We start from the raw sequence: 25,394 nt of genomic DNA, 5'->3' as shown, positions 1-25,394 counted from the left end.
TTGATCATGCCTGATTCGGGGACATCGAGTTACGCATTGAGCAGGCAAAATGCCAATTCATGTAGTATAACTACAAGCGTGCTACATCCCTGCCCATAAGAAGAGTCCAGCCCCTTGAATCTGCTGCAACACATCGCCCAGTCACGTCACCTGTTACGCAAGTCGGAGCTCAAGGTCGCCGACCACGTGCTGCTTGACCCTGCGGCCGTGATGCACAGTTCCATGGCCGATCTGGCCCACAGCGTCGGTATCAGTGAGCCGACCATCGTGCGTTTCTGTCGCGCCATCGGTTGCTCGGGCTTTCAGGATCTGAAACTGAAACTGGCGCAAAGCCTCGCGGCCGGGGCCAGCTTCGGCCAGTTCGCGATCCACGAAGACGACTCTGTCGCCGATTACAGCCTGAAGATTTTCGACACCACGCTGCACACCTTGATGGAGGTTCGCGAGAAGCTCGATCCGGTGGAGCTGCAGCGTGCGGTAACGCTGATGTCCCAGGCCCAGCGGGTCGAATTCTACGGCTTTGGTGCGTCGGGTGCGGTGGCGGCGGATGCGCAGCACAAGTTCTTCCGCTTGCTGCTGACAGCGGCGGCGTATTCCGATCCGCACATGCAGGCGATGTCGGCCGTGACCTTGAAGCCGACCGATGTGGCGATCTGTATTTCCCAGTCGGGGCGCTCCAAGGATTTGCTGATTACCGCCAATCTGGTGCGTGAAAGCGGAGCGTCGTTGATCACCCTTTGCCCGAGCCAGACGCCGTTGGCGGAATTGTCGACCGTGAACCTGGCGATCGATGTGCACGAAGACACCGAGATCTATACGCCGCTGACTTCGCGGATTGCCCACCTGGTGGTGATCGACGTGTTGGCAATGGGCGTGGCCATGGCGCGTGGGCCGAGTCTGGTCAATCACCTCAAGAGTGTGAAGCGCAGTTTGCGCAGTTTGCGCTTGTCGCCCAAAGCCGTGAAAGCGCTGGATGACTGACCGCTGTTGTGGTGAGGGAGCTTGCTCCCGCTGTTATGTGCAGCGGCCCTGAAATTTTGGGCCTGCTGCGCAGTCCAGCGGGAGCAAGCTCCCTCGCCACAATGGATCGGCTATCTGCGAAACTTTCATCAGTCTGTAACCCCGGCGCAGCCAAACCGTCATCCTGTCTGCCTATCTTGAAACTCCCGTCATCGCCTTGGGAGACTCGAAATGGCTCAGCCCTACGAAGAACGCAACAGCGCCGCGAAAACCCGCCGTCAGCAGGAAGACCAGCGCCGCATGGAATTTCGCCGCGCGATTGAGGATCGCTTCGAACTTCGCCAGCTTCAGGCTGAAATCGGCGATTTTCCCGAGATCACTCATTGGCAGGCAGCGCCCGCAGCTTCCCGTCGAAACGCTCAACCAACGCGCTGATCAGCGTGCGCTCGCTGCGGATAAACGCCAGGAAGGCGTGCGCCACCGGTGACAGCCGTTTGGCTTTGGCCTGCACCAGGCACCAACTGCGCAGCAGTGGCAACTCTTCGACCGGCAGCTCGACCAGCCCGCCGGTCGCCAGCTCCAGGTTCAGGGCGTGGCGCGTCAACAGCGCCAGGCCCAGACCCGCCAGTACGCATTCGCGCTGAGCTTCGGCCGAGGCCACCTCCTGGGTCTGGGTGAAATGCACGCGCTTTTCCTTGAAATACTCTTCGCACGCCAGCCGCGTGCCTGAGCCAGACTCGCGGATCAACAGCGTGTAGGGCTCAAGGTCCTGTAGACGCAGCGGCCCCAGATGCGCCAACGGATGATCCGGACGGGCCACCGCAACAATCGGGTTGTTGAGAAACGGCAGAAATTCCAGGCCCATGTCCTGCGGCACCATCGACATGATCACCAGATCGTCGCGGTTGTCCGACAGGCGCCGGATCACTTGGCCACGGTTGACCACGGTCAGTTGCAGGTTCACTTCCGGATGCTGGCGCTTGAAAGCGGCGAACAGGTGCGGCACGAAGTATTTGGCGCTGGATTCCACCGCCAGTTTCAGCTGACCCTGTAGCGAGCCCTGCATATCCGAAAGCTGCATATCGAGGTTTTCCAGCCGCCCGAAGATGTCACGGCTGGCGCGCTGAAGGGCTTCGGCGGCCTCGGTCATGTAGAGTTTTTTGCCGACATAATCGAACAATGGCTGGCCGATCAGCTCTTCGAGCTGACGAATCTGTAGGCTGACGGCCGGTTGGGTCAACGACATTTCTTCGGCGGCGCGGCTGTAAGAGCGTAAATCGCACACTTCATTGAAGATCTGCAACTGACGCAACGTCATACGCATCAAGGACTTACGCATTTTATTCTGGCTCTTGGCAGAGGCGGATGCTTCAACTATAAGTGTTTACTTATGCCTGACCCAATTTTTATTCATTTTTGTTAATCCCTTGTGAGCGCTAGTGTGGGCCTGCGACTGAATTGAAACATTTGGTCACGCGTCGACCTGGGTCTAGCAGGTCGTGGTGCCACCGGCTCAAGGGAACCTCCAAGTGATAAAAAAGATCCTGATCGCCAACCGTGGTGAGATTGCCGTACGAATCGTACGAGCCTGCGCCGAAATGGGCATTCGCTCGGTGGCGATTTTCTCCGACGCCGATCGCCATGCCTTGCATGTAAAGCGTGCGGACGAGGCCCACAGTGTCGGTGCCGAGCCGCTGGCCGGCTACCTGAACCCGCGCAAGCTGGTGAACCTGGCGGTGGAAACCGGCTGCGATGCGCTGCACCCCGGCTACGGTTTCCTGTCGGAGAACGCCGAACTCGCGGAAATCTGCGCCGAGCGTGGTATCAAATTCATCGGCCCGTCGGCGGAAGTCATCCGGCGCATGGGCGACAAAACCGAAGCGCGCCGCAGCATGATCAAGGCCGGCGTACCGGTGACGCCTGGTACCGAAGGCAACGTTGCCGGTATCGAGGAGGCGCTGATCGAAGGCGACCGCATCGGTTACCCGGTGATGCTCAAGGCCACTTCCGGTGGCGGCGGCCGTGGTATCCGCCGCTGCAACAGTCGCGAAGAACTCGAACAGAACTTTCCCCGGGTGATTTCCGAGGCCACCAAGGCGTTCGGTTCGGCGGAAGTCTTCCTGGAAAAATGCATCGTCAATCCCAAGCACATCGAAGCGCAGATTCTCGGCGACAGCTTCGGCAACGTCGTGCACCTGTTCGAGCGTGACTGCTCGATCCAGCGGCGCAACCAGAAGCTCATTGAAATCGCACCGAGTCCGCAACTGACTCCGGAACAGCGCGCCTATATCGGTGACCTGTCGGTGCGGGCGGCCAAGGCGGTGGGTTACGAAAATGCCGGTACCGTAGAGTTCCTGCTCGCCGAGGGCGAGGTGTACTTCATGGAGATGAACACGCGGGTGCAGGTGGAACACACCATCACCGAAGAAATCACCGGCATCGACATCGTCCGCGAGCAGATCCGCATCGCCTCCGGCTTGCCGCTGTCGGTCAAGCAGGAAGACATCCAGCACCGTGGTTTCGCGTTGCAATTCCGCATCAATGCCGAGGATCCGAAGAACAACTTCCTGCCAAGCTTCGGCAAGATCACCCGTTACTACGCTCCCGGCGGTCCGGGCGTGCGCACCGACACGGCGATCTACACCGGCTACACCATTCCGCCGTTCTACGACTCGATGTGCCTGAAGCTGGTGGTCTGGGCATTGACCTGGGAAGAGGCGATGGACCGTGGCCTGCGCGCCCTCGACGACATGCGTCTGCAAGGTGTGAAAACGACCGCCGCGTACTACCAGGAAATCTTGCGCAACCCGGAATTCCGCAGCGGCCAGTTCAACACCAGCTTTGTTGAAAGCCACCCGGAACTGACCAACTACTCGATCAAGCGCAAACCCGAAGAGCTGGCCCTGGCCATCGCCGCCGCCATCGCCGCCCACGCAGGCCTGTGAGGAATACCCGAATGAGCAAGAAGATCTTCGTAACAGACACCATCCTGCGCGACGCCCACCAATCGCTGCTCGCCACCCGCATGCGCACCGAAGACATGCTGCCGATCTGCGACAAGCTCGACAAGGTCGGCTACTGGTCGCTGGAATGCTGGGGCGGCGCGACGTTCGACGCTTGCGTGCGCTTCCTCAAGGAAGACCCGTGGGAGCGTCTTCGCCAACTGCGTGCGGCGCTGCCCAACACACGCCTGCAGATGCTCCTGCGCGGGCAGAACCTGCTCGGTTATCGCCATTACAGCGACGACGTGGTCAAGGCCTTCGTCGCCAAGGCTGCGGTCAATGGCATCGATGTATTTCGCATCTTCGATGCCATGAACGATGTGCGTAACCTGCGTGTCGCCATCGAAGCGGTGAAGGCGGCCGGCAAACATGCGCAAGGCACCATCGCCTACACCACCAGCCCGGTGCACACCATCGATGCCTTCGTGGCGCAGGCCAGGCAAATGGAATCCATGGGTTGCGATTCGGTGGCGATCAAGGACATGGCCGGCTTGCTGACGCCATACGCCACCGGTGAACTGGTGCGCGCGTTGAAAGCCGAACAGTCGCTGCCAGTGTTCATCCACTCCCACGACACCGCTGGCCTGGCGGCAATGTGTCAGCTTAAAGCGATCGAAAACGGTGCCGATCACATCGACACCGCAATCTCCAGCTTCGCTTCCGGCACCAGCCATCCGGGCACCGAATCGATGGTCGCCGCGCTCAAGGGCACCGAGTACGACACCGGTCTCAATCTGGAACTGCTGCAGGAAATCGGTCTGTACTTCTATGCGGTGCGCAAGAAGTATCATCAGTTCGAAAGCGAGTTCACTGCCGTCGATACCCGCGTGCAAGTCAACCAGGTGCCGGGCGGGATGATCTCCAACCTCGCCAACCAGTTGAAAGAACAGGGCGCCCTGAACCGCATGGCTGAAGTGCTCGCGGAGATCCCGCGGGTGCGTGAAGACCTCGGCTTCCCGCCGCTGGTGACCCCGACTTCGCAGATTGTCGGCACCCAGGCGTTCTTCAACGTGCTGGCCGGTGAGCGGTACAAGACCATCACCAACGAAGTGAAGCTCTATTTGCAGGGCGGCTACGGCAAGGCGCCGGGTGTGGTCAACGAGAAGCTGCGCCGTCAGGCGATCGGCAGCGAAGACGTCATCGACGTGCGTCCGGCGGACCTGCTCAAACCGGAAATGACCAAGCTGCGTGCCGACATCGGTGCACTGGCCAAGTCCGAAGAAGACGTGCTGACCTTCGCCATGTTCCCGGACATCGGCCGCAAGTTCCTCGAAGAGCGCGCTGCCGGCACGCTTACACCCGAAGTGCTGCTGCCGATTCCGGAAGCGGGCGCGGTTGCCTCGGTGGGCGGTGAAGGCGTGCCGACCGAGTTCGTCATCGACGTCCACGGCGAAACCTACCGCGTCGACATCACCGGTGTCGGCGTCAAGGCCGAAGGCAAGCGTCACTTCTATCTGTCCATCGACGGCATGCCGGAAGAAGTGGTGTTCGAGCCACTCAACGAATTTGTCGGCGGGGGCAGCAGCAAACGCAAACAGGCTTCGGCACCGGGCCACGTCAGCACCACCATGCCGGGCAACATCGTCGATGTGCTGGTCAAGGAGGGTGACACCGTCAAGGCTGGCCAGGCTGTGTTGATCACTGAAGCCATGAAGATGGAAACCGAAGTCCAGGCCGCCATTGCCGGCAAGGTCGCCGCGATCCATGTGGCCAAGGGTGACCGGGTCAATCCGGGCGAAATTCTCATCGAGATCGAAGGCTGAGATAACCGCCGCGATCCAACGCTTTAAACCTCGGGGGAGCATGTGCTCCCCTTTTTTTTGCCTGCGATTTTGCCGCTATTACGCAGATCCCCTTGTAGGAGTGAGCCTGCTCGCGATGGGGTCGTGTCAGTCAATGATTTATCGTCTGATATACCGCTATCGCGAGCAGGCTCACTCCTACACAGTAACGCGTTCTGTCAGAACGCCATGCGCCATTGACCTGCCACGCCATACGTTCGGCTGTCATTGCCCATTTCGCCGGTTAACGCTACACCAAGGGTGTGCGCCGCCGACAGTCCGAGATCCAGCCCCGCCTCCATGGACAGACTGTTTCGATCCAGCGCGGCACCGGCCACCTCGAAACGCTTGCCGCCCTTGAGCAGTTGCTGACGGGTATCGCTTTCGATCTCGCCGAAGGTGTGTTTCCAGCCCGCGCTCAGCCGTGGGGTCAAGTGCATGCCGTTATCCAGCGAATTGATCTTCGCAACCCGCAGGCCGAAGGTGCTGCTGAAATTGTCACGGGTCTGGCCATAGACTTTCAGCGCCGCATCGCCGCCCTTTTCGCTGTAGGTGTCGCGCTGATAGCGCTGATAACCCAGGCTGGCGAAAGGCTCGAGGGTCAGGTGGTCGCGGCCCAGATTGAACCCGGCCTCGGCAAATGCCTGTTGAGTATTGGCGTCGTAGTTGCCTTTGAGGCGATCACTGAAACCCTTGAAGGCGACCCGCCGTGTGCTGCTGCCGTCATGGCGGGCGTAGGTGGCGCCGAGGCGCAGAGACAACGGGCCGTCCTGGCGCACGGCGTAGGCGCCGAGATGCCAGCTGTCGAGATCACCATCGTATTGACGGGCATCGAGCTGCGTCTGTGATTTGCCGCCGAGCAGGCCGACATGCCATTGCTCGTCGAGCCGCCAGTCGGCGCCCATGACCAAGCCTTGGGTGGCGTGCTTGAGGGTGGTGTCGACGTTGCGATCAACTTTGCCGCCATGACCCAGCGCCTGAATCCAGACTCGACCGGAATCTTCGCCGCCCGCCGCTTGGCGAGGTGAGCTGCGCGAGCCGTAAGTTGCGCCGGAACGGTTGTCCAGTTGCCGCATCGCCGAGAGCATGCTCGCACTGACCGGCATGATGCTGTTCAGCGTGGCTTTGGCGAGGTTGGCGCTGCTGCCGGCGGCGAGTTGTTCCAGCGCAATGGGAGCAGTGGTTTTATCGCTGGTCAGCAATGCAGCGACGGCTGCGTTAGCGGGTTTCGCAAGCTCGACGATTGGCTGTTCGGGCGCCTCGTCAATTTGTACGGTGACAGTCTCGTCAAGCATTGGCGAGGGCAGAGGGGCGGTTGATGAAGATGCCACCGGACCTGCAGCGGGGGTCGATGCAACCGCTGATGCTGGTATTGCGGATGGCAGTGCCGATGCTGATGGCGATGGCGATGGCGATGGCGATGGCGATGGCGATGGCGATGGCGATGGAGGGGCTGTCGGCGCTTCGATAATGCTTTCGGCAATTGCCCGGCCGTTGTCTGTGGTGGCAACGCTCGGCAGCTCTACCTCATTGCGAGCGTAAGTCAGTCCGACGGATTTCTTGTTGTACTGGGCGGTGGCGGACATGAACGCCAGATCGTTCTCGATCCTGCCGAACTGGCCTTTCACCTCGCGCGCTTCAATGATTTTGTATTGGCTGCTTTGTGGATATTCGCCGGGAGCTGCAACGATCTTCAGGGTGGCGCCTTCCAGCTGGGCGGTGCCATCGACCTTGATTGTCTGAGCGCCGCCGGGAGTAACCTCGTAAGCCAGTTCGGCAGTGGGGGACAAATGCAGATTGCCTTTCACTCGCGGACTGCCGAGGGCTTCATTGACGGTGAGCAACCCGTCGACCTCAAGATTCCCCACTGTGCCTTTACCTGCGAAGCCGCCGCCCTTCTGGATATAAACATCACCCTTGATGCTTCCAAGGTTGGTCAGGGCTCCGCCGCTGTTTACCAGCACGCCTTCCTGAAAACTACCTTTTGGGCTCAGCGTCCAGTCGCCCTGGGCGATGAATAGTCCATTGAAGTTGCGCGTGTCGCTCAACGTGCCGCCGTTCGCAGCATCCAGGAGCAGCACGTTATCGCCCTTACCCCCATCCAGCCGGCCAGTGAAGCTGGCGCCGTCCTTGAGAATGATCAGGTCGTTGACGTCGGTACCGTTGAAAGCGGTTTCCGGTGCTGTGAAGGTGATGGGGACCGTGCTCGCGTCGCTGAGAAAGCCCTGAAGTCGCTGCACGGCTTTTTCTTTAGGGCTTGTTTCCGGCGCCTCGGTCGCGTCCACGCTTGGGGGCGGCTCGGTGCCTTCAGCGGATTGCTCGGCGTTGGCCAGTGCTACGCAACCCATTGCCAGCGAAATAGCCAGAGCCAAGTGTTTTGGTGCGAATACGTATTGAGCGGTCATCGAGTTCAACCTCCTTGTATGGAGGCCCCAACTCTATTGATGCACCACAAAAACCGCTGTCGGCCGCTTCCCGTAGCCATGCAGCCGACGTCGGATCATTCTGTAGTAAATCCCCACTGGATTTCGCAAACAAAGCTTTTGCGCGGCGGCGCCTGTTCTTTTTCCTACAGCCGTTCATTACCGCAGTGGTCGCCTATAGCACATGACCAAGTGCTGCATCGTTTTACGCATGCTGAAGCGCTCAAGTGGTTATCTGCATTTTGTTGCAGATTTACCCGCACATGAAGCTGCTTGAATGCACTATATTGCATCTATTGAAGATTTTTCCTCTTTGACGCGCATTAAAATGCACATTGGACCGACATGCATAAGCTGACGCTACAGATTTTCACCGCCGGGTATTGGCAGGACGCGATGGTTCTCAACTTCGATGATCCTGAAAAAGGCTTCGAAAGCCGCTGCAGTTTCGGTTACGAGGCGGACTATCTGTTGAATAACATTGAATCCATCGGGTCGCCTTTTTCCAAAGCCGTGAGCGCCCTCTATCCTCTGGATTGGGATGGTCAGCGCTCGAAAACGCCAGCCTTTGTACATGACATCGCTCCGGCAGGCGCAGCCAAGCGATTTCTGCTCGCTCGCTTAGGCCAGGAAAGACCCGCTGAGATCAACCCCGATCTGTTTCTGCTGGGCCGCCGCACACCGGCTCCCATTGGCAACATGCGAATCAAGGAATCGGCAGAAGCAGTCGATGAAAGAAGGCCGATCGGATTCAAGCGCGCGGAGGTTATCCACCGCGACAACCGCTTTCTTGAATACGCCTACGAGCAGGGTGCGGCCATTGGTGGCGCGACAGGAGCGGGCGGTGAAGCTCCGAAACTTTTATTGGCGCAGAACCATGCCGGTCTTCTGTATCCGGATGCAGTGCTGGATGACGTTGACGTCCAACAGCACTGGTTCGTGAAATTTGCCAGAAACAAGGGAGGGCAGACCGATCAGGACATCCTGCGCAGTGAATTCCATTACTACAAAGCGTTGCAGATATTGGGAATCGAAACGGTCGCGGCAGAAGGCCTTGCCTTGGAAGAGGCGAACAAACCGAGTTTGTGGATGCAGCGTTTTGATCGAGAAGTTAAGGACGGCGCAGTCAGCCGGTATGCCGTCGAATCGATTTACTCCCTGGCGGGAGTGACGACGCCAGGCAGCGCCATGAATCATCTGGAAGTCATCCGCATGCTCGCCGGGCTCTGGCGCCAAGCGGGGCAGGCCTGCCAGATTCCTGCTCTGGTCGCGGATTACCTTCGCCGGGATCTGATCAACAAGATCCTCGGAAACTCGGATAACCACGGCCGTAACACGGCGATCATCCGTCGGGAGAACGCATTTCAACTGGCACCGATTTACGACTTGGCCCCGATGGTCATGGATGACGAAGGTGTGACCCGTACGACCAAATGGCCAAAAGAGCTGGAGCGGGCGGGAGATGTCGATTGGCGAGGTGTCTGTCGCATATTGGCCGATAGCGCAGATCCGGACGAACCTTTGGCAGTACTTGATGCCTCGGAGCTGTTCGATGAATTACGCGCGGATGCCCGACGTCTGGCCGCGCTGCCGGATATTCTCGCGGCCAGCGGTTTGCCCGCCAGAACCATGAACCACCCGGGCATTCATCTGAAAAACCTCGAGCAACGTTTGAAAGAGTGGGACCTGCAATGAGCCTGACCGTCCTCGAGCGCACGGCGCTCATCGAAAGCATTCAGGAATCGCTGGCCCAAGGTACCTTGGAAATCGGTGACGCCGTGCGCCGCTTGCGCGTGGAAGTCACTGGTTTGCATCAGACCCAGTTCGCGAGGATGTGCAAGATCTCTGTCCGCACCCTGGTACATATCGAACACGGCGAAGGCAATCAGACCCTGAAATCACTGAACGCAGTGTTCCGCCCATTCGGCATGAAAATGGGCGTTGTGCGGATTCGCCGGGACAACCTTTGAACCGCGTCGCCCCCCTCAGCTGCGCCGCAAATACGCCTTGCCGTAGTGCCGCTCCATCCGCGCCTGGATGAGTTCCAGCCCGATCGACATCAGCCAGTAGATGATCGCCGCGGTGGTCAGCATCTCGATGTAGCGGTAGCTCGAACGGCCATACGATTGTGCGAGAAACATCACTTCCCAGACGCCCATCACCGAGATCAGCGAGGAGTCCTTGAGCATCGAGATGAACTGGTTGGTGGTCGGCGGAATGATGGTGCGCATCGCTTGGGGCAGGGTGATGCGCCAGAAGATCACACTTTCACGCAGGCCCAGCGCCAGCGACGCTTCGCGTTGGCCGTGGTCGACGCCAACGATGCCGGCGCGGAAGATTTCGCTCAGGTAGGCGCCGTAATTCAGCGACAGGGCAATGATGCCGGCGACAATCGCGCCGGGCACGATGCCCAGTTGCGGCAGGCCGAGGTAGATCAGCAGGATCTGGATCAGCAACGGCGTGCCGCGAAAGAACGAGGTGTAGAAACTGGCGATGCCGAACGCCACGGCGCTGTTCGACAGACGTGCCAGAGCGGTGACAAAGCCCAGCAGTGACGAAGCGATAATTGAGCAGGCGCACAGGAACAGCGTCAGCGCTGCACCTTGCAGAAAGCCATTAGGCGCCAGTTTAAGACCGACGAGATTGGGCAGCTTGTCGAGGATGATCGCGAACTTCAGATCGAAGCTCAGAAAAAATCCGGCAAACAGGCAGAACAGCGCGAACCAGGTCAGGTACAGCCGGGTGCGAAAGCCGAACAGCCGTTGCAGGCGTGATTCAGCCACCGGTTGCGGTGGCTGTGGCGGGTGCGGAAAAGAAGTCATCGACTGATATCGGCGCCGATCCATTTCTGCGAAAGCTTGCTCAGCGTGCCGTCCTGTTTGAGCTGGGCAAACACCTCGCGCACTTTGCCGTCCCACTGTGGATCACCTTTTTCGATGGCCACCGAGTTTGGCTCGGAGTACAGCGGTTCGCCGGCCAGTTTGAAGCGTGGGTCCTGGTTCAGACGCGGCTGCGCGGTGACCAGATTGGTGAGAATCGCATCCAGCCGCACCCCGGCGCCCAGGCCGAGGTCCTGAAAGGCGACGTTGTCGGTGTCGTAAGGCGCGATCTGCACATCCTCGAACGGATATTGCAGTTGCGTGTCCTCGGCGCCTTCGATGACCAGGTTCTTGTTCAGATAGCTTTCATAGCTGGAGGCGCTGGTCAGGCCGACTTTCATACCGCTCAGGTCTTTGGCGCTGTGAATGCGTTCATCCTTGGCGTTGACCACGATTACCGCTGGCGAGGCGTAGTACTCGACGGGGAAGTCGAACACTTCGGCGCGGGCCTTGCTCGGGGTCATCGAGCAAATGCAGATGTCGTAGCGCCCGCTCCAGCGGCCGGCGGCGATCACGTCCCAGGACGGGGTTTCGAGGCGCAACTTGACCCCGAGTTTGTCAGCCACGGCTTTGGCCACGTCGACGTCGAAGCCGTCGAGTTGATTCTGCTCGTTGAGAAACGAGAAGGGCGGATAGCTTTCCATCAGCACGCCGACCAGCTCTTTTTTCGCCTCGATGCGATCCAGCGTCGTGCCGCCGAAGGCTTGGGTAGAGGCGGCCAGTATCGTCAGGCCCAGGGCCAATAGCGGTTGGAATTTCACAGTCGATCCCTGTTGAAAAAAGAGGTTGTTATTAACCGAGTGGTGCGTATTAAATAGTTATAAGAACGACTCTGATAGTGAGTTATTTTCATAAGCATATGAGTGAAAAGCATATGGGCGCAGCAGATACGGTCATTCTTGATGGCGGCATGGGCCGAGAGTTGCAACGCGCGGGTGCGCCGTTCCGCCAGCCCGAGTGGTCGGCACTGGCACTGAGCGAGGCGCCGCAAGCGGTCGAGGCCGTGCATGCCGCCTACATCGCCAGTGGCGCCAACGTAATCACCAGCAACAGCTATGCGGTGGTGCCGTTTCACATTGGCGAGGCACGATTTGCCGCTGAAGGCCAGGCGCTGGCGGCGCTGGCCGGGGAGCTGGCGCAGCGCGCCGTGCAGGCGTCGGGCAAAGCCGTGCGAGTGGCCGGCTCGTTGCCGCCACTGTTTGGCTCGTACCGTCCAGACCTGTTCGAAGCCGATCGCGTGACCGAGTTGCTGACGCCGCTGGTTCAGGGGCTGGGCCCGCACGTCGATCTATGGCTGGCGGAGACCCAGAGTTCGATCGTCGAGGCGCGCGCCATCCGCGCCGGTCTGCCGAAGGATGGCAAGCCGTTCTGGCTGTCGTTCACCCTCAAAGATGAAGACACCGATGAAGTACCGCGCTTGCGCTCCGGTGAGCCTGTGGCCGAAGCGGCTGCTGCGGCGGCGGAACTGGGTGTGCAGACGCTGCTGTTCAATTGCAGCCAGCCGGAAGTGATTGGTGCGGCGATTGATGCGGCGCGCGACACTTTCCAGCGTCTTGGGGTGGCTATCAATATTGGCGCTTACGCCAACGCCTTTCCACCACAGCCCAAGGAAGCCACGGCCAACGACGGACTCGATCCGTTGCGCGATGATCTCGATCCGCCGGGTTATCTGCACTGGGCGCTGGACTGGCAACAGCGCGGCGCCAGCCATCTGGGCGGCTGCTGCGGGATCGGGCCGGAGCATATTGCGGTGCTGGCGCAAAAACTCGGTTGTTAAGCCATACACGGTCAATTGTGGGAGCGAGCCTGCTCGCGAAGGCGGCGGATCAGTTGCATAGGCATTGACTGATACACCGCTTTCGCGAGCTCGCTCCCACAGGGCTATCTGTGACATTCAGCTACGGCATTCGGCCAAGGTTTTCAGTTGCCCCGACGTGGTCTGATTCGCCTCTGACAGCCAACGCTCAAACCCTGCGCCGATCGCCGGCCACTCCGAATCCAGCATCGAGAACCACGCCGTATCGCGGTTCTGTCCCTTGACCACCATGTGCTGACGGAACACGCCTTCGAAGCTGAAGCCCAGACGCTCGGCGGCGTATCGGGAGCGGGCGTTGCCGTTGTTGCACTTCCATTCCAGCCGACGGTAGCCGAGTTCGAACGCGTACTTGGCCAACAAATACACCGCCTCGGTACTTTTGGGTGAACGCTGCATCGGTGCGCCGAAGGTGACGTGGCCGATTTCGATACGGCCCTGCGCCGGGACAATCGACATCAGGCTGAGAATGCCCTGCACCTGACCCGTAGCGTTGTCGATGACGCTGAAAAAATACGGGTCGCTGTTGGCCGCGTGGTTGTTCAGCCAGGCGTTGAACGCACTGCGCTGCGCGAACGGGCCGTAAGGCAGATAATCCCAGAGTTTCGGATCAGCGCCGGGGCCTTCGAGGGCGGCGTACAGTTCGTCGGCATGACGCGCCGGATCGAGTTTTTCCAGACGAATGAAGCGGCCCTCGAGCAGGGTGGCGGAAGGGGCGGGTACGCCTTTCCAGTCAGCGAGTGAAGCGGTCATGCGCATCTCCTTAAAGGGCTTTGCGAAACTGAATGAAGCCCGGGCGTTCAGCGATGCGCTCGTAGAGCTGGATCGCCGTGGCGTTGGTTTCGTGCGTCAGCCAATGGACTTTGCAGCAACCATCAGCCTTGGCGGTCGCATAGACATGTTCGATCAGCAGACGACCGACTCCGGTGCCACGCGACTCGGGGACCACCAGCAAATCCTGCAGATAGCAGGAGTTTTCGATGCTCCAGTTCGAGCGGTGATAAATGTAATGCACCATGCCCAGCGCCTTGCCATCGGCCCAGGCCAGCGCCGCATGCGTTGGTTCGGTCGGGTCGAGAAAGCGCTGCCAGGTACTCTCGCTGACGGCCTCCGGCAGGTCGGTGTTGTAGAAGCGCAGGTAGGCCTGCCACAGCGGCAGCCACGCGGCGTGGTCAGCGGCACTGACCGTGCGAATGTCGATCCGGGTCATGGTGATTTTTCCTTAGCGCATCAAGCGGGCGAGGGTTTGATCGTGGGCGTCCGGGCTGGCGGCGAGGCCATCACGCACGCCGGCAATGTCGGCGGCGCTGCGGTTCTGGCTGAGCTTGCGCTTGCCCTCGAGACGGTCGATGGGGATGGCGAAACCGACGATGGCTTTGAGCATCCCGTCAATGTAATCGGCCGGCGCGTCGTCGACTGACCAGGGCTGAGCGCGGCCCGCTTCATGGCGGTTGGTCAAGGTGCTGACGATGTCGAGCAGGCGCCCGCCGTCGCTGAAGGTTTCGGCATGGCCATAGGCATGCACCGCGACATAATTCCAGGTCGGCACGACTTTGCCGTGCTCGGCCTTGCTCGGGTAGAAGCCGGGGCTGACGTAGGCGTCTGGGCCAGCAAAAATCAGCATCGCCTCGGCGCCGTCACGCAGGTCTTTCCACTGCGGATTGGCCTTGGCCAGATGCCCGTACAGCGTGCCGTACTCGCCTTGCTCGCAATGCAGCAGTACCGGCACATGGCTGGCTTGCAGACCGTTTTCCCCGTGGCTGACCAGAATGGCCAGGCGCGTGGCGAGGATCAGTTCGTGCAGTTGGGACAACTCTTCGATGGCAAAGGCGCGTGGCGTGTACATGAGCAGATTTTCCTTGGCGAATGCGTGCATCCTAGGCAGGCTATTGGTCTGTTGTAAGAGCCATTGATGGCCAATTTCAAAGGTCCATTGCCATGCCTGATTCGCCACCGTTGTCGATGCCCTTCAACCCGGCCGGTATAGCGCTCGATCGCCGCCAAGGCTTGAGCCGCCAGCTCTATCAGGCGTTGCGCCTGCGCGTGCTTGATGGGCGTCTGGCCAGCGGCACGCGGTTACCGGCCAGTCGTGATCTGGCGGGGGCCCTGGGTATCTCGCGCAACAGTGTCGTACGCGCCTACGATCAGTTATATGCCGAGGGGTTTATCGAGGGGCGTGTCGGCGATGGGACCTACGTTGCTCGATTGACCCCGGCGTTGATCCCGACGAAAACATTATCCACAAAACCATCCACAGGTTTGTCAACAGGCTTACCCACAGCCTTATCCACAGAATCGCTGAATTTGCCTGTGAATCCATCCAGTAAAGTTATCCACAGTGGCGGTTTTTCCCGCATCGAAAAACACCATTTGCCTCGCCCGCCGAGCGGTCCGCCGCGGGCTTTTCGGGTTGGCGTACCGGCGTTTGACCTGTTTCCTTTCGAGGTCTGGGCCAAGCTGAATGCGGCTTTCTGGCGCAAACCGGATCTGCAGCAACTCTGTTACGGCGATCCGGCGGGTGATGCGCGACTGCGCGCGATGATCGCGGCCTATTTGCGCAGCTCGCGTGGCATGCAATGTGCCGCTGAGCAAATAGTGATCACCAGTGGTGCGCAGCAGGGCATCAGCCTTTGTGCACAGTTGCTGGTCGAGCCGGGAAGCGGCGTGGCAATCGAGAATCCTGGCTACCGTGCGGCAGGTCATGCCTTTGCCGTGGCGGGCGCACGCTTGCACGGAATTCGTGTCGACAGCGAAGGCATCGATTGCAACGAAATGGCTCGCCTCAGCGACTGTCGCGTGGCCTACGTGACGCCCTCCCATCAATACCCGACCGGCGTGGTCATGAGCCTGGCCCGACGCCTGGAGCTGCTCGCCTGGGCCGAGCGCACCGATGGCTGGATCGTCGAAGACGACTATGACGGCGAATACCGTTACACCGGTGCGCCACTGGCGCCCTTGGCCGCGCTCGACCGGCAGGGGCGCGTGCTGTATGTCGGCACTTTCGGCAAGGTGGCGTTCCCGGCGCTGCGCCTCGGCTATCTGGTCTTGCCGCCGGGGCTGGTGGAGGCGTTTGCGCAACGCCGGGCGGTCGACGTCCGGCATTCGGAAGTCAGTACGCAAGCAGTCATGGCCGAGTTCATGGCTGCCGGGCATTTCCAGCGGCATATCCGGCGCATGCGCCGTGCGGCGCTGAGTCGGCGCAATGCGCTGCTTGCCGGTTGGCCGGCGGCGATTGCCGGTGTGGGCAGTCTGCCCGCGGTCTCGGCCGGACTGCACCTGACCGTGGCGGTGGACAGCATCGAGCGCGAGCAGCAGTTGATCGAACTGGCCGCTCGCGCGGACGTGGAAATCAACGGTTTGAGCAGTTATTGGCTAGCCGACTCGGCGACGCCCCTGTTGCAGCGCGCCGGACTGGTGTTGGGGTTCGCTGCCGTGCCCGAAGCGGCCATCAGCGCTGCACTGGCGCGCTTGCGCCAGGCGTGGCAGGGCTGAAGAACAACGCTTGCGCCAGGGTGCTGTCAATTTTGCTGCGGTAAATTTCGATGAGCTCTTCGTTGCTTTTGCCTTGTTGATAGAACGCTCGGCCCAAACGCCGTTGGGCGGCGGTTTTCATGTGCCCAGCGGTGAACGCACTGACCGCGTCGTCGGCGTTGGCATAATGGAAATGGGCGTACCACAGCACCCCGCCGTCTTTATCGCGGACTTCGTATTCGTCCATATAGTCCCGTCGCGAACCCTTGAGCCGGCGTCGGGTAACGGTCTTGGCGATGCGCACGTCGTTGCGACTTTTCAACCACTGCACCCGAGCGGCCGTCGGCGGCTGCTGCTTGATCAGCTGGATGCGCGCCGCAGTACCTTTTTCATAAAGCGCGGTTGCCGCTTCACTGAGCGAATGCCCAAGCCTCTCGGCTGATCCTGTCGAGTCTGCACTTTGGTTCGCCGCGGTCAGTGCCGCATCGATGGCATCGCCAGCGCGGCGTAAACGCGCCGCGTGTTGATGGTAGATTTCTTCGATCTCCACCGGGATCCGCGCGCCTCGCTTGATGTGAGCCTCGTTCAGTCGATAAAACTGCGCTAAGCCGTCCACCAGTGCCGTCGCTGACGCGACGCTTTCTTCGACACTGGGTACGGTCTTGGCAGGCGTCGGAGTCGAGGTGACATGTTCGACCCATTCCCCAGGTGATTTTTCATGAAAGGTGGCGATGACGCCGGTCAGTTGGGTGCGCACCTCGACCAGATCGGTGTCCTCGCCGTTGAGGCTTTTTTTCCGTTCGCCAACCAATGTCCCCTTGAAGCGGGTTTTGATGATCTTTCGGTTCCCTGCCGCTGGTGCTGGCCTGGAGGGACCCGGTAACGGCTCCAGTACGTGCTTGTTGCGCAGCAGGTCGGCGAGTCGTACGTCGCTGCGTGCCTTGAACTCGACCACCCGTTTGCGCACGTGTGCCAACCGCTCGGTGTTGATCTGCTCTGGATATTCTTCGGCGAAGTCGGCGAAGCGTTGATCGACCGCGCTGAATTGTTCGCAAACGTTGCTCAGCGCATCAATCCGTTCACGCAGATCGCTCAGGCTTTCGTCCTCGATGAGGCTCAGCGAACTCTGAATGTTCAGCGCAGCATCTTCGATGAGCTCGGCGAGGACCTTTCTCGCATCGGCATGGGCTGCGGTAGTGCCGGTCTTGAGGCAAATATTTTCCGCAAGGCTGATTTGCAGCAGCTTGAGATCGTGCAACTCGTAGCCCGGCAGTGCCTCGCTGTAGGTAAGACGGACCTCGACGGCTTCCTTCCCCAGTCGTTCCAGTTCTTCGAAGCGTGTCTGGGCGAATTCGATTTTTTCAATGATCTTTTGGGTCTGGTCGGTCGTGACTTCCTGGGCCTGAATGTACGCCTGGTCGTCGGCGCGGGTTCCACTGGCCATCATTGCCATCACCGATTGCAGCTGTTGCTGATACTCCGGGATATTTTGACTCAGCCACTCTTGCCCCAGGAACAGCTGCATCTCCAGCCGCTCGATCATGACCGTACGATAATTGGGAATGGATTCTTCCAGCTGCAATGCCTTGATCTTTTCGATGATCGCCTCGTACGCCTGACTTTGCGAGACGAGGGTAGCCAGGTAGCGTTCGCGTGCCTGCGCACGTGTTGCCGGGAGGGCTGTTTGCAAGGCCTGACGGTCTTCCTGCAGACGTGTTTCCTTGGTTTGCATCGTTTGGTCGAATGCTGTGATGTCGGTTTTCAGTGCCTCGATATGCGTGCTGCGTTTTTCTCTTGCCTTGCGCCGGCGTGCGGACAGCCCGCCACCGCGCAGACGCAAGCGCAGATCGATCACCCACTGCGCACCGCCGGCCCGGCTGAGCAATGGTCCGACACGAGGGGGAGGCTGGCGTGAGTCGATGATCTGCACATCCCCGTGCTCATTGAGCATCACCTCGAACCAACGCTCGCCAACCGGCGCGTACCAGCGCTCTTGATGCGCATGGAGAAAACGATGCGCGCCTGTGCTGGCGGCTGTGCCGAGCGCCTTGGGTTTGTCAATCTTGAAGCGGTCGAGTAATTCGTTGAGCGCCACGGGCGAACGTTTCAATGCCGCGACACCGTTGAGCGATGCTTCATGATTGGCCGACAGCTCCGTGCCGGTGATATCGGGCAAGCGTAGCGGCTCGATGAGTTTTAGCGGTGCTGTCGGGAGTGGCGTCATCTCTTCCGTCATCTCTTCCGTTATCGTTGCCGGTTTCGACTCGGGTAACGGCCTGTTGCCCACGGCTGCGCGGTGGGCCAGCACCATGCCCAACGCCAGCAGAATGTCGGCGATGGCGCTCCAGGCGACCTTGCCGGGTTGCTGATTGGCCTCGTCGCTGACTTCCTGAAGGTCATCCAGGATCTGCCAGATCCAGGCGGCCGTGCCGACACTGCGCCCGAGAAACGGCAGGGCTGCGTTGAACATTGCCCAGCCGCCACGTTTGAGCGAGGCCCAGCGCGCTTCGGCGTTGGACACTGACTGGCGGTCAGCCTGGGCGATGATGGCCTGGACATTGGCCTTGTGCAGTGTCGTCAGCACATCGCTTTCGATCGCTGGGGTGCCCAGTGCTACCGGCCCCGACATGTCGAGGGCCGTACTTGGGTTGACGAGCAATTGCGGGATTGTCCAGACCGAAGGCAGGCTGGCCGTGAACACGAACTGGCTGTAGTTGAATCGCGCGTCATCCGGCAGCCAGGCGAGTACCGATTCGCGCAGTTGCCGTGAATGCTCAATGGCATACAGCAGGTTGGCGTGGCTGGGGTACTGCAGCAGAGTCTGCTCGAACAACGGCTGATAGAGCACGCAGGGACCTTTGTCCGTTTCCCGCGGGCCGATGACATACATGTTGGCGACCTTATCGGCCCGCGATGTGCTGCGATGGGCGACGAATGCCAGTTCACGGATGACGATCTCATGGCCATCGACGTGGCGCGCGCCGTGGGTATTGGCCAATGCTGCGACGACATACCGGTAACCCAGCTCATCGATGCCGGCGCGGGCCCGAATCTTGTGTTGCAACGCCAGCAGCGGCAGTTCGATAGCCAACTGGCTGGTGTACAGCGCTTGCAGCGAAGTGGCCTGCCGGATGTCGTCGACCAAGTGCTTTTTCAAGTATGCCGGGTAGGTTTCACCAATGTTGACCGTATTCACCAGCGATTCGACATAGGCCACGGTCATCCAGTCCGGGACGGCGCTGGCGTCTTTGTAGCGGACGGTCTTGTTGCCCAACGGCTGTCCCGCGAGGTTTTGCAGGGCCAGATCCATCAGCGACAGGGATTGGGTCTGGGTATTGCCTGGCCAGACGAACGTGCCCCAGACCTGCAGGCTGGTAATACTGATTTCGATGTCATCAAGGTTTACCTCACTGGCGGTGGGATGGTCCTTGCGTATTTGTTGTGTCAGGGCATCGCGGGTAAACGTTTGCAGGCTGGCCAGTTCGCTCTGAAAGGTCTTGCCGTTGTGTTCATGCTGGACGGTTGTCAGATCCAGCAGATGGCGGCTGTAACGGGTCTGGTCGGCCGCCGGAGCGTTGCTCAGCCAGTCGGGCAGCAACGGGCGCAGGCGCTCGATGTGCGGCTCCAGACGTGGTGTCGGGCGATCAGGATTGCCGGTTGCGCCGGAATGAGGGAACAGGTTGGAGAGGGTCGAACCCTCGAAAAAATTGATTGCGCCGAGGGCGTCGGCCTCAAGGGCAATCAAGGTGCAGGCCTGATGGTCGAAAAAGTGGCCTTGGGGCTCGACCAGGCGCCATTTGAAGCTGGCGCCGGGGGTTCCTTGCCGAAAGCGGCGCGGCAACGCCTTGGCGATGTCCTCCACCGAATCGAAGCGCTGGAAGCCGTTGACCACGGAGTGGGTCACGATCAATGTACGTTTTTCAACCGTCCCGATAATGACCGCCGTATCGAGCATCATCCTGTGACGGCGGTCAGTACCCTCGTCCTGGTCGATGTCGATCAGGCAGGCTCGCGTCTGGTATGGGTCCGCGACTCGCTGAAGCTTGTCCGGGTGGTTGAAAACAGCCTGGGCCATGGCGCACTGGTCGGCATCCCAGCCAAGGCTTGCATCGACATTCCACACATTGCGCAAGGCATCTGACATTTGCTGCCAGCGCGGTTGACCCGGGTAGGTGAAATCGTCCCAGTAGTCAACCTGCTGCTCTTGATAGGCAATGAACAGTAACGGCGCCAGTTCGTTGAGCAGGCAACCGATGGCGGCGATTTTCACCGGCAGATGAATGGGCGAGAGCAGCTCGGCCTCCCGGGCCAGGAAATGTTCGCCATCGATGTAGGTCACGCTGGAGCCAGACAGGGCGAGCCGTACCAGAACGCCGGTCAGGGACTCGATTTGATTGTCTCCGGGGATGACCCGGTCGCCGACGACAACCCAGGCAGGTGTCACCACCAGGGTCAGTTGCGGATCAAGATCAAGTTGCGGATACAGCGTCTCGAGTGCCGGACGCAGGGTCTTCGAGGCGACCTCGCGCAACGACGGTCCAGTGACCAGTTGGGTTACGACATCAACGGCACTGGGTGTGGGCATTTCGGACATGGGCACTACCTGCTCTGATTGGAGCGCCGGAAGGCGCGGAATCGGAGCAGGCTAAAGCGGCCGTGGAAAGGTCGTGCGGTAGATAAATATCGCCGGCCAAAAAAGCCCGTACGCGCGATCACTGTGACGAGGGCTGCCTCGCCACAGTGATCGCGTCATCTTTAAGTGCACCAGTTTTAGACGCGCAGGGTGCGTTCTTCGGCGTGGGCGCCAGCGCTCAGCATGGCCGCGCAAAGCGCCGAGGCGATCAGTCGCTTTTTCATTGTTCAAAACCTTCCAGCACGTTCACCGCGTTGATGCCGATTTCTTCCACCGCATAACCACCCTCCATGACAAACAGCGTCGGCTTGCCAAGGGCGGCGATGCGTTTGCCCATGGCCAGGTAATCCGGGCTGTCGAGTTTGAACTGCGAGATCGGGTCGTCCTTGAACGTATCAACACCGAGTGAGACGACGATGACGTCAGCACCATAGCGGTCGATCTTGTCGCAGGCCCGATCCAGCGCCGCGCTCCACACATCCCAGCCGGAACCGGCCGGCAGCGGATAGTTGAAGTTGAAACCTTTACCATCGCCTTCGCCGTGCTCATCGTCATAACCGAGGAAGAACGGAAACTCGGCTTCCGGATGGCCATGGATCGAAGTGAACAGCACATCGCTGCGCTCGTAGAAAATCGACTGAGTGCCGTTGCCGTGGTGGTAGTCGACGTCAAGGATCGCGACCTTTTTGTGGCCCTGATCGAGGAAGGCCTGAGCGGCGATGGCGGCGTTGTTGAGGTAGCAATAACCGCCCATCAAATCGCTGGCGGCGTGGTGCCCCGGCGGACGGCACAGGGCGAAGGCACTGTGTGCACCGGCCTGGATGTGCGCTTGCGCGGTCAGTGCCACCTGCGCCGCGCTGTATGCCGCTTGCCAGGTGCCGGCGGTGATCGGCGCGCCGCCGTCGAAGCTGTAATAGCCGAGCTGGCCGTGCAGGCTGGTCGGTTTGATCGCCCGCAGGGTGCGCGCCGGCCAGGTATACGGCAGCAAATCGCCGTCGGTGTTGAACGCGGTCCAGCGATCCCACGCGCCTTTGAAAAATTCCAGATAGTCGCGGCTGTGAATGCGTGCGATTGGTTCCAGACCGAAGTCCTTTGGCGCCTGGACCGCACCGAGGTTCTGCTGCTGTACGCGTTGCAGCACATGGTCGGCGCGCGAAGGCATCTCGAAACACGGTTTGAGCTGGCCATCGATGAGTTCACAGCGGCCATGGTGCAGGTGGTGATCATCTGAGTAGATCGTCAGCATTTGTTGTTCTCCGCAAGGCTGATTCGGTTGACCTCAGTGTTGCGGCGCACGGCGAATCGGAGAACGTCGGGAGCGGCCAAAAGGGGATTGATATGGCCAAAACCTGTGACCGCAATTCGCCCCTCGTTGACGCAGGCTAAGGGGTGAAATACGAACCCTTGTAGGAGTGAGCCTGCTCGCGATAGCGGTCTGTCAGCCAACAAAAATGTTGGATGATAAATGGCTATCGCGAGCAGGCTCACTCCTACAAAGGGATATCAATGCGGGCGAAACTGACTCGGCGCCACACCACTCCAGCGCACAAACGCATGACGAAAACTCGCCGTCTCGCTGAAACCCAGCGCCTCGGCAATCCGATAGATCGGCAGTTGATCCTCACACAACATCTGCTTGGCCCGCTCGAAGCGCAGCTCATCGAGCAGTTCCTGATAACTGCTGCCCATGTCTTTCAGACGTCGGCGCAAGGTACGCGGCGAGCATTTCATCTGCTGCGCCAAACCTTCCAGCCCCGGCGCGGCATTCAATTGCGCGCCGAGCAACTGCCGAATCCGCCCCAGCCAGGCCTGGCGCCCGGTGAATTCCAGATTCTGCTTGCGGCAGCGCTCAGCCATGGCTTGATGGGTAATGGCGTCGGCCAGTGGCAACGGTTGATCCAGCCAGTGACGGTCAAAGGCGAACGCGTTGTCTTTGGCCGAAAAGCGCAAGGGCGAATCGAAGGGGTCGGCATAGCTGTCCCGGTAGTCCGGCGCGGTATGTTCGAAACGCGTGGCGCGTAGCGGCAGCGGATGGCCGAGCAAGTCGTCACAGATGACTTTCAGCGAGACCAGGCAAAATTCGGCATTGAACACGGCCATGGCCGGGCTTTCGCGATAATCGGCGGCGACGAACCAGACCTGTTCGCCAGCGTCTTCCAGGCTCAGTTCGAAAAGTGTTCCCAACAGCGCCGGATAGCGGATCGCCAAACGCAAAGCGTCACCGAAGGTGGCACAGGTCAGCAGTGCATATCCGAGCATGCCGTAACAGGACACGTGCATACGCCGGCCCAGTTCGAGGCCGATGTCACGCTTGAGCGCGACGGCGTTGGTGCAGACCTGCATTTCCTGATGGGTGGTGATACGCGTGTCGGCACGCTGCAGATCCGCCGCTACGATGCCGCTGCCGGCCAATAGCGCCTCGCTCGACAGGCCTTCGGCCTTGAACGTGTTGAGGATCAGCGAGACGGCGTTGAGGGTGGTGAGGTGGGAGTGCAGCATAAATAGTTTCCGGCCATGGACGATAAAGCTCAGCAATTTATGTGCCGTACACCTCGATTGATCTTTTGAAGATTAGATCAGAAATTTTTTGATACTAAGCAGAGAATAATGCGCTAAACATTGTTTGATTTTCTTTAGTTGTTTTTGGGGCTTAGCATTCGTTGGGCATGGCCTTGTGCATGTCAATCTTAAATTCCAGAATCGTTTATTGTCTACTGTTAGAAATCACAGGTTTTGAGTGATTTTTTAACCACTCGTCGTATATATTTATTTGTGTATTTGTTTTTTGACAGTGCGCTAAGTTGGGTCTAGGTTGCCATTGCGTGGCGAGAAATTATTTGGTACGGACTTTAACTTAATGAGCTGGAAGGAGGTTTATATGGGTGGTTTAAACTCGAGCCAATATACGAAGGAATTCTTCGAGGGGATCAAGAAGGCAGGTGAGGGTCAAATCAAAGTTGAGGTAGATGGAGTCGAGCAGACGTTTCCGGTTAGCCGCGCCGAAGTGCGCGCAAATGATATTGTTATGAGATTCGATATGAGTGGCGGAAATCCGGACTTTAACCGCATGATTTCCATTGTTATTAAAAAGTCCGAGTTGAACCAGAAAGTGTTTTTTACCGCGCCGGGTGAACCCGTCTATTTCTTGTTCCAGAACTCTACACAAGAGTGGTTGGCAGCAAGTGGCTGGATCCGTGTTGAGTGGCAGGAAGGCAGTAAGAAAATCGAAGGTTTGCTGGATGACATCCAGGGTGAGCGGGATGAGGATTCCAAACTTTCCAGCGGCAAATTTTTGGTGACATTGAGTTGATTTTTCAAACCTTCCTGCAAACAGTTTTGCAGGAAGGTTTGATTTTAATGCCAACGCTGATCAGAGGCGTTCCCCGCAAAGGTCAAGCTCGATAAGTCGGCGCACTTCTTGTATTTCAAGCTCAGCCCCCAGCAATCCATGTAGCTTGCCGAACGCTGTCTCGCGAGTCATGCCCCCACCGGACAACACACCCACGCCGCGCAAACGGCTACCGGCCTCGTAAACATCCAGTTCCACGCCACCTTCATGGCACTGCGTGACCGCGACCACCACCACGCCGCTATCCCGCGCGCGGGCGAGGCTGGCGAGGAATTGCGGGTTGTCGCTTGGCCCGGTACCGCTGCCGTAACATTCCAGCACCAGGCCTTGAATGCCACTGTCGAGCAGGCCGTCGAGGATTTCGGCACTGATGCCGGGGAACAGCGGCAGCACCGCGACGTTCGCCAGTTGCCTGGGCTGGTTGTAGTTCAGAGAGGCAGGGATCGAAGCGGCTTTCGCTCCGCCGCCCTGACGCTCCAGGCGTTGGAACGGATGGCGGCCGAAGCTGCGCACTTTCGCGCAACGGGTCGGGTCCAGCAACTCACCGTGGAAATACAGATGCACACCCGGTGCCAGGCCCTGACCGAGAGCAACCAGCGCGCCGCTAAGGTTTTCCCAGGCGTCGCTGTCGGTCACGCCCGCCGGCAACATCGAGCCGGTGAAACACACCCGGGCATGCAGGCCGAGCAACTGGAAGCTCATCGCGGCCGCGCTGTAGGCCAGCGTGTCGGTGCCGTGCAGGATCAGCACGCTGTCGCAGCCCTGTACGTCAACGGCATCGACCACCGCTTCGCGCAGTTGCTGCCAATAAGCCGGGGTCATGTTGGCGCTGTCGATCAGCGGCGACATCTCGCGGAAACGCCACTGCGGTACGACGAGTTCAGGCTGGCTGTGCAGATAGTCGCGCATCCGTGTTTCGAAACCGGACGCCGGAGCCAGACCGTTGGCGCTGGCCTGCATGCCGATGGTGCCACCGGTATAGAGCACCATGACGTGTTGAGCGGCGGGATAGGAATTGGCAATCATCTGAGATCTCCACAAGAGATGACATTGTAGGAGTGAGCCTGCTCGCGATGGCGGTTC

20 protein-coding genes are annotated in these 25,394 nt (G+C 59.6%); 9 read left to right on the top strand and 11 right to left on the bottom strand.

From position 1 onward, the window contains the following. Positions 1 to 114 precede the first annotated feature (114 nt). Positions 115 to 981 carry a transcriptional regulator HexR gene (hexR, locus tag HU765_RS01655; protein ID WP_007962240.1) on the top strand — a complete coding sequence of 289 codons (867 nt, stop codon included), beginning with the start codon at positions 115 to 117 and terminating at the stop codon, positions 979 to 981. 210 nt (positions 982 to 1,191) lie between these two features. Beyond that, positions 1,192 to 1,395 (top strand): hypothetical protein, encoded by a 204-nt coding sequence (locus HU765_RS01650; RefSeq protein WP_186546158.1) that lies wholly within the window; start codon positions 1,192 to 1,194, stop codon positions 1,393 to 1,395. Here HU765_RS01650 and HU765_RS01645 read toward each other — a convergent pair. Then, on the bottom strand, positions 1,337 to 2,299 hold the full coding sequence (locus tag HU765_RS01645) for a LysR family transcriptional regulator (RefSeq protein WP_186618801.1): 963 nt from the start codon (positions 2,297 to 2,299) through the stop codon (positions 1,337 to 1,339). The two genes, HU765_RS01650 and HU765_RS01645, sit on opposite strands and share 59 nt — an antisense overlap. A 190-nt stretch (positions 2,300 to 2,489) precedes the next feature. Between HU765_RS01645 and HU765_RS01640 the strand changes: the two genes are divergently transcribed. Both HU765_RS01640 and oadA read left to right on the top strand, forming a co-directional pair. Next, complete coding sequence (locus HU765_RS01640; protein ID WP_186546156.1) at positions 2,490 to 3,905, top strand: acetyl-CoA carboxylase biotin carboxylase subunit; 1,416 nt, start codon at positions 2,490 to 2,492, stop codon at positions 3,903 to 3,905. A gap of 11 nt (positions 3,906 to 3,916) precedes the next feature. After that, positions 3,917 to 5,725, top strand: coding sequence for a sodium-extruding oxaloacetate decarboxylase subunit alpha (gene oadA, locus HU765_RS01635; protein ID WP_186546155.1), 1,809 nt, complete (start codon positions 3,917 to 3,919; stop codon positions 5,723 to 5,725). 197 nt (positions 5,726 to 5,922) lie between these two features. On the opposite strand, the gene HU765_RS01630 is transcribed toward oadA, so the two are convergent. Further along, positions 5,923 to 8,148, bottom strand: coding sequence for an autotransporter outer membrane beta-barrel domain-containing protein (locus HU765_RS01630; RefSeq protein ID WP_186618800.1), 2,226 nt, complete (start codon positions 8,146 to 8,148; stop codon positions 5,923 to 5,925). A 363-nt stretch (positions 8,149 to 8,511) separates the two neighbouring features. Between HU765_RS01630 and HU765_RS01625 the strand changes: the two genes are divergently transcribed. Together HU765_RS01625 and HU765_RS01620 are read left to right on the top strand one after the other, a co-directional pair. Further along, the gene (locus tag HU765_RS01625) at positions 8,512 to 9,861 is read left to right on the top strand and encodes a HipA domain-containing protein (RefSeq protein WP_186618799.1); all 1,350 of its coding nucleotides are present in this window, start codon (positions 8,512 to 8,514) and stop codon (positions 9,859 to 9,861) included. Further along, complete coding sequence (locus tag HU765_RS01620) at positions 9,858 to 10,136, top strand: helix-turn-helix transcriptional regulator (protein WP_186546152.1); 279 nt, start codon at positions 9,858 to 9,860, stop codon at positions 10,134 to 10,136. The genes HU765_RS01625 and HU765_RS01620 overlap by 4 nt, the downstream gene beginning before the upstream one ends. A 15-nt stretch (positions 10,137 to 10,151) precedes the next feature. On the opposite strand, the gene HU765_RS01615 is transcribed toward HU765_RS01620, so the two are convergent. Together HU765_RS01615 and HU765_RS01610 are read right to left on the bottom strand one after the other, a co-directional pair. Beyond that, positions 10,152 to 10,988 carry an amino acid ABC transporter permease gene (locus HU765_RS01615; protein WP_186618798.1) on the bottom strand — a complete coding sequence of 279 codons (837 nt, stop codon included), beginning with the start codon at positions 10,986 to 10,988 and terminating at the stop codon, positions 10,152 to 10,154. Beyond that, entirely contained in the window at positions 10,985 to 11,806 is an 822-nt protein-coding gene (locus tag HU765_RS01610; RefSeq protein ID WP_186618797.1) for a transporter substrate-binding domain-containing protein, read from the bottom strand. Before HU765_RS01610 ends, HU765_RS01615 begins: the two co-directional genes overlap by 4 nt. 113 nt (positions 11,807 to 11,919) lie before the next feature. On the opposite strand from HU765_RS01610, the gene HU765_RS01605 reads away from it, so the two are divergent. Beyond that, positions 11,920 to 12,822, top strand: a complete 903-nt coding sequence (locus HU765_RS01605) for a homocysteine S-methyltransferase family protein (RefSeq protein WP_186618796.1) — start codon at positions 11,920 to 11,922, stop codon at positions 12,820 to 12,822. A 117-nt stretch (positions 12,823 to 12,939) separates the two neighbouring features. On the opposite strand, the gene HU765_RS01600 is transcribed toward HU765_RS01605, so the two are convergent. The 3 genes from HU765_RS01600 to HU765_RS01590 are packed head-to-tail and all read right to left on the bottom strand — an operon-like array spanning position 12,940 to position 14,704. After that, positions 12,940 to 13,611, bottom strand: a complete 672-nt coding sequence (locus HU765_RS01600; RefSeq protein WP_186618795.1) for a GNAT family protein — start codon at positions 13,609 to 13,611, stop codon at positions 12,940 to 12,942. A gap of 10 nt (positions 13,612 to 13,621) precedes the next feature. After that, a complete protein-coding gene (locus tag HU765_RS01595; RefSeq protein ID WP_186618794.1) occupies positions 13,622 to 14,068 on the bottom strand; it encodes a GNAT family N-acetyltransferase in 447 nt (148 codons plus the stop codon). Between the two features lie 12 nt (positions 14,069 to 14,080). Continuing rightward, complete coding sequence (locus tag HU765_RS01590; RefSeq protein ID WP_186618793.1) at positions 14,081 to 14,704, bottom strand: FMN-binding negative transcriptional regulator; 624 nt, start codon at positions 14,702 to 14,704, stop codon at positions 14,081 to 14,083. Between the two features lie 92 nt (positions 14,705 to 14,796). Between HU765_RS01590 and HU765_RS01585 the strand changes: the two genes are divergently transcribed. After that, positions 14,797 to 16,350, top strand: a complete 1,554-nt coding sequence (locus HU765_RS01585; protein WP_186618792.1) for a PLP-dependent aminotransferase family protein — start codon at positions 14,797 to 14,799, stop codon at positions 16,348 to 16,350. On the opposite strand, the gene HU765_RS01580 is transcribed toward HU765_RS01585, so the two are convergent. The 3 genes from HU765_RS01580 to HU765_RS01570 all read right to left on the bottom strand — a co-directional run bounded on the left by HU765_RS01580 (position 16,307) and on the right by HU765_RS01570 (position 23,461). Further along, positions 16,307 to 20,923: a DUF6543 domain-containing protein gene (locus HU765_RS01580; protein ID WP_186618791.1), complete on the bottom strand. Its 4,617-nt coding sequence runs from the start codon at positions 20,921 to 20,923 to the stop codon at positions 16,307 to 16,309. The two genes, HU765_RS01585 and HU765_RS01580, sit on opposite strands and share 44 nt — an antisense overlap. A gap of 259 nt (positions 20,924 to 21,182) precedes the next feature. Continuing rightward, on the bottom strand, positions 21,183 to 22,208 hold the full coding sequence (locus HU765_RS01575; RefSeq protein WP_186618790.1) for a histone deacetylase family protein: 1,026 nt from the start codon (positions 22,206 to 22,208) through the stop codon (positions 21,183 to 21,185). A gap of 257 nt (positions 22,209 to 22,465) precedes the next feature. Then, complete coding sequence (locus tag HU765_RS01570) at positions 22,466 to 23,461, bottom strand: AraC family transcriptional regulator (RefSeq protein WP_186618789.1); 996 nt, start codon at positions 23,459 to 23,461, stop codon at positions 22,466 to 22,468. A 379-nt stretch (positions 23,462 to 23,840) separates the two neighbouring features. Here HU765_RS01570 and HU765_RS01565 point away from each other — a divergent pair, with 379 nt between their 5' ends. After that, the gene (locus HU765_RS01565; protein ID WP_186618788.1) at positions 23,841 to 24,272 is read left to right on the top strand and encodes a hypothetical protein; all 432 of its coding nucleotides are present in this window, start codon (positions 23,841 to 23,843) and stop codon (positions 24,270 to 24,272) included. 60 nt (positions 24,273 to 24,332) lie between these two features. On the opposite strand, the gene HU765_RS01560 is transcribed toward HU765_RS01565, so the two are convergent. Then, positions 24,333 to 25,337, bottom strand: coding sequence for an asparaginase (locus HU765_RS01560; protein ID WP_186618787.1), 1,005 nt, complete (start codon positions 25,335 to 25,337; stop codon positions 24,333 to 24,335). Positions 25,338 to 25,394 lie beyond the last annotated feature (57 nt).

The sequence above is a fragment of the Pseudomonas sp. SWRI81 genome, from assembly GCF_014268545.1.
GTDB classification, from domain to species: domain Bacteria; phylum Pseudomonadota; class Gammaproteobacteria; order Pseudomonadales; family Pseudomonadaceae; genus Aquipseudomonas; species Aquipseudomonas hamedanensis.
Note: the sequence above shows the minus strand (reverse complement) of the source record. Positions and strands in the feature narration are given on the sequence as shown.

Bases quoted from the DNA above. Each gene is read 5' to 3' on its own strand.
- HU765_RS01650 (WP_186546158.1), top strand. From the start codon at position 1,192: ATGGCTCAGCCCTACGAAGAACGCAACAGCGCCGCGAAAACCCGCCGT.
- HU765_RS01615 (WP_186618798.1), bottom strand. From the start codon at position 10,988: ATGACTTCTTTTCCGCACCCGCCACAGCCACCGCAACCGGTGGCTGAA.
- HU765_RS01565 (WP_186618788.1), top strand. From the start codon at position 23,841: ATGGGTGGTTTAAACTCGAGCCAATATACGAAGGAATTCTTCGAGGGG.
- HU765_RS01595 (WP_186618794.1), bottom strand. From the start codon at position 14,068: ATGACCCGGATCGACATTCGCACGGTCAGTGCCGCTGACCACGCCGCG.
- HU765_RS01570 (WP_186618789.1), bottom strand. From the start codon at position 23,461: ATGCTGCACTCCCACCTCACCACCCTCAACGCCGTCTCGCTGATCCTC.
- HU765_RS01600 (WP_186618795.1), bottom strand. From the start codon at position 13,611: ATGACCGCTTCACTCGCTGACTGGAAAGGCGTACCCGCCCCTTCCGCC.
- HU765_RS01590 (WP_186618793.1), bottom strand. From the start codon at position 14,704: ATGTACACGCCACGCGCCTTTGCCATCGAAGAGTTGTCCCAACTGCAC.
- oadA (WP_186546155.1), top strand. From the start codon at position 3,917: ATGAGCAAGAAGATCTTCGTAACAGACACCATCCTGCGCGACGCCCAC.
- HU765_RS01605 (WP_186618796.1), top strand. From the start codon at position 11,920: ATGGGCGCAGCAGATACGGTCATTCTTGATGGCGGCATGGGCCGAGAG.
- HU765_RS01630 (WP_186618800.1), bottom strand. From the start codon at position 8,148: ATGACCGCTCAATACGTATTCGCACCAAAACACTTGGCTCTGGCTATT.
- HU765_RS01580 (WP_186618791.1), bottom strand. From the start codon at position 20,923: ATGTCCGAAATGCCCACACCCAGTGCCGTTGATGTCGTAACCCAACTG.
- HU765_RS01560 (WP_186618787.1), bottom strand. From the start codon at position 25,337: ATGATTGCCAATTCCTATCCCGCCGCTCAACACGTCATGGTGCTCTAT.
- HU765_RS01645 (WP_186618801.1), bottom strand. From the start codon at position 2,299: ATGCGTAAGTCCTTGATGCGTATGACGTTGCGTCAGTTGCAGATCTTC.
- HU765_RS01625 (WP_186618799.1), top strand. From the start codon at position 8,512: ATGCATAAGCTGACGCTACAGATTTTCACCGCCGGGTATTGGCAGGAC.
- HU765_RS01575 (WP_186618790.1), bottom strand. From the start codon at position 22,208: ATGCTGACGATCTACTCAGATGATCACCACCTGCACCATGGCCGCTGT.
- HU765_RS01620 (WP_186546152.1), top strand. From the start codon at position 9,858: ATGAGCCTGACCGTCCTCGAGCGCACGGCGCTCATCGAAAGCATTCAG.
- HU765_RS01585 (WP_186618792.1), top strand. From the start codon at position 14,797: ATGCCTGATTCGCCACCGTTGTCGATGCCCTTCAACCCGGCCGGTATA.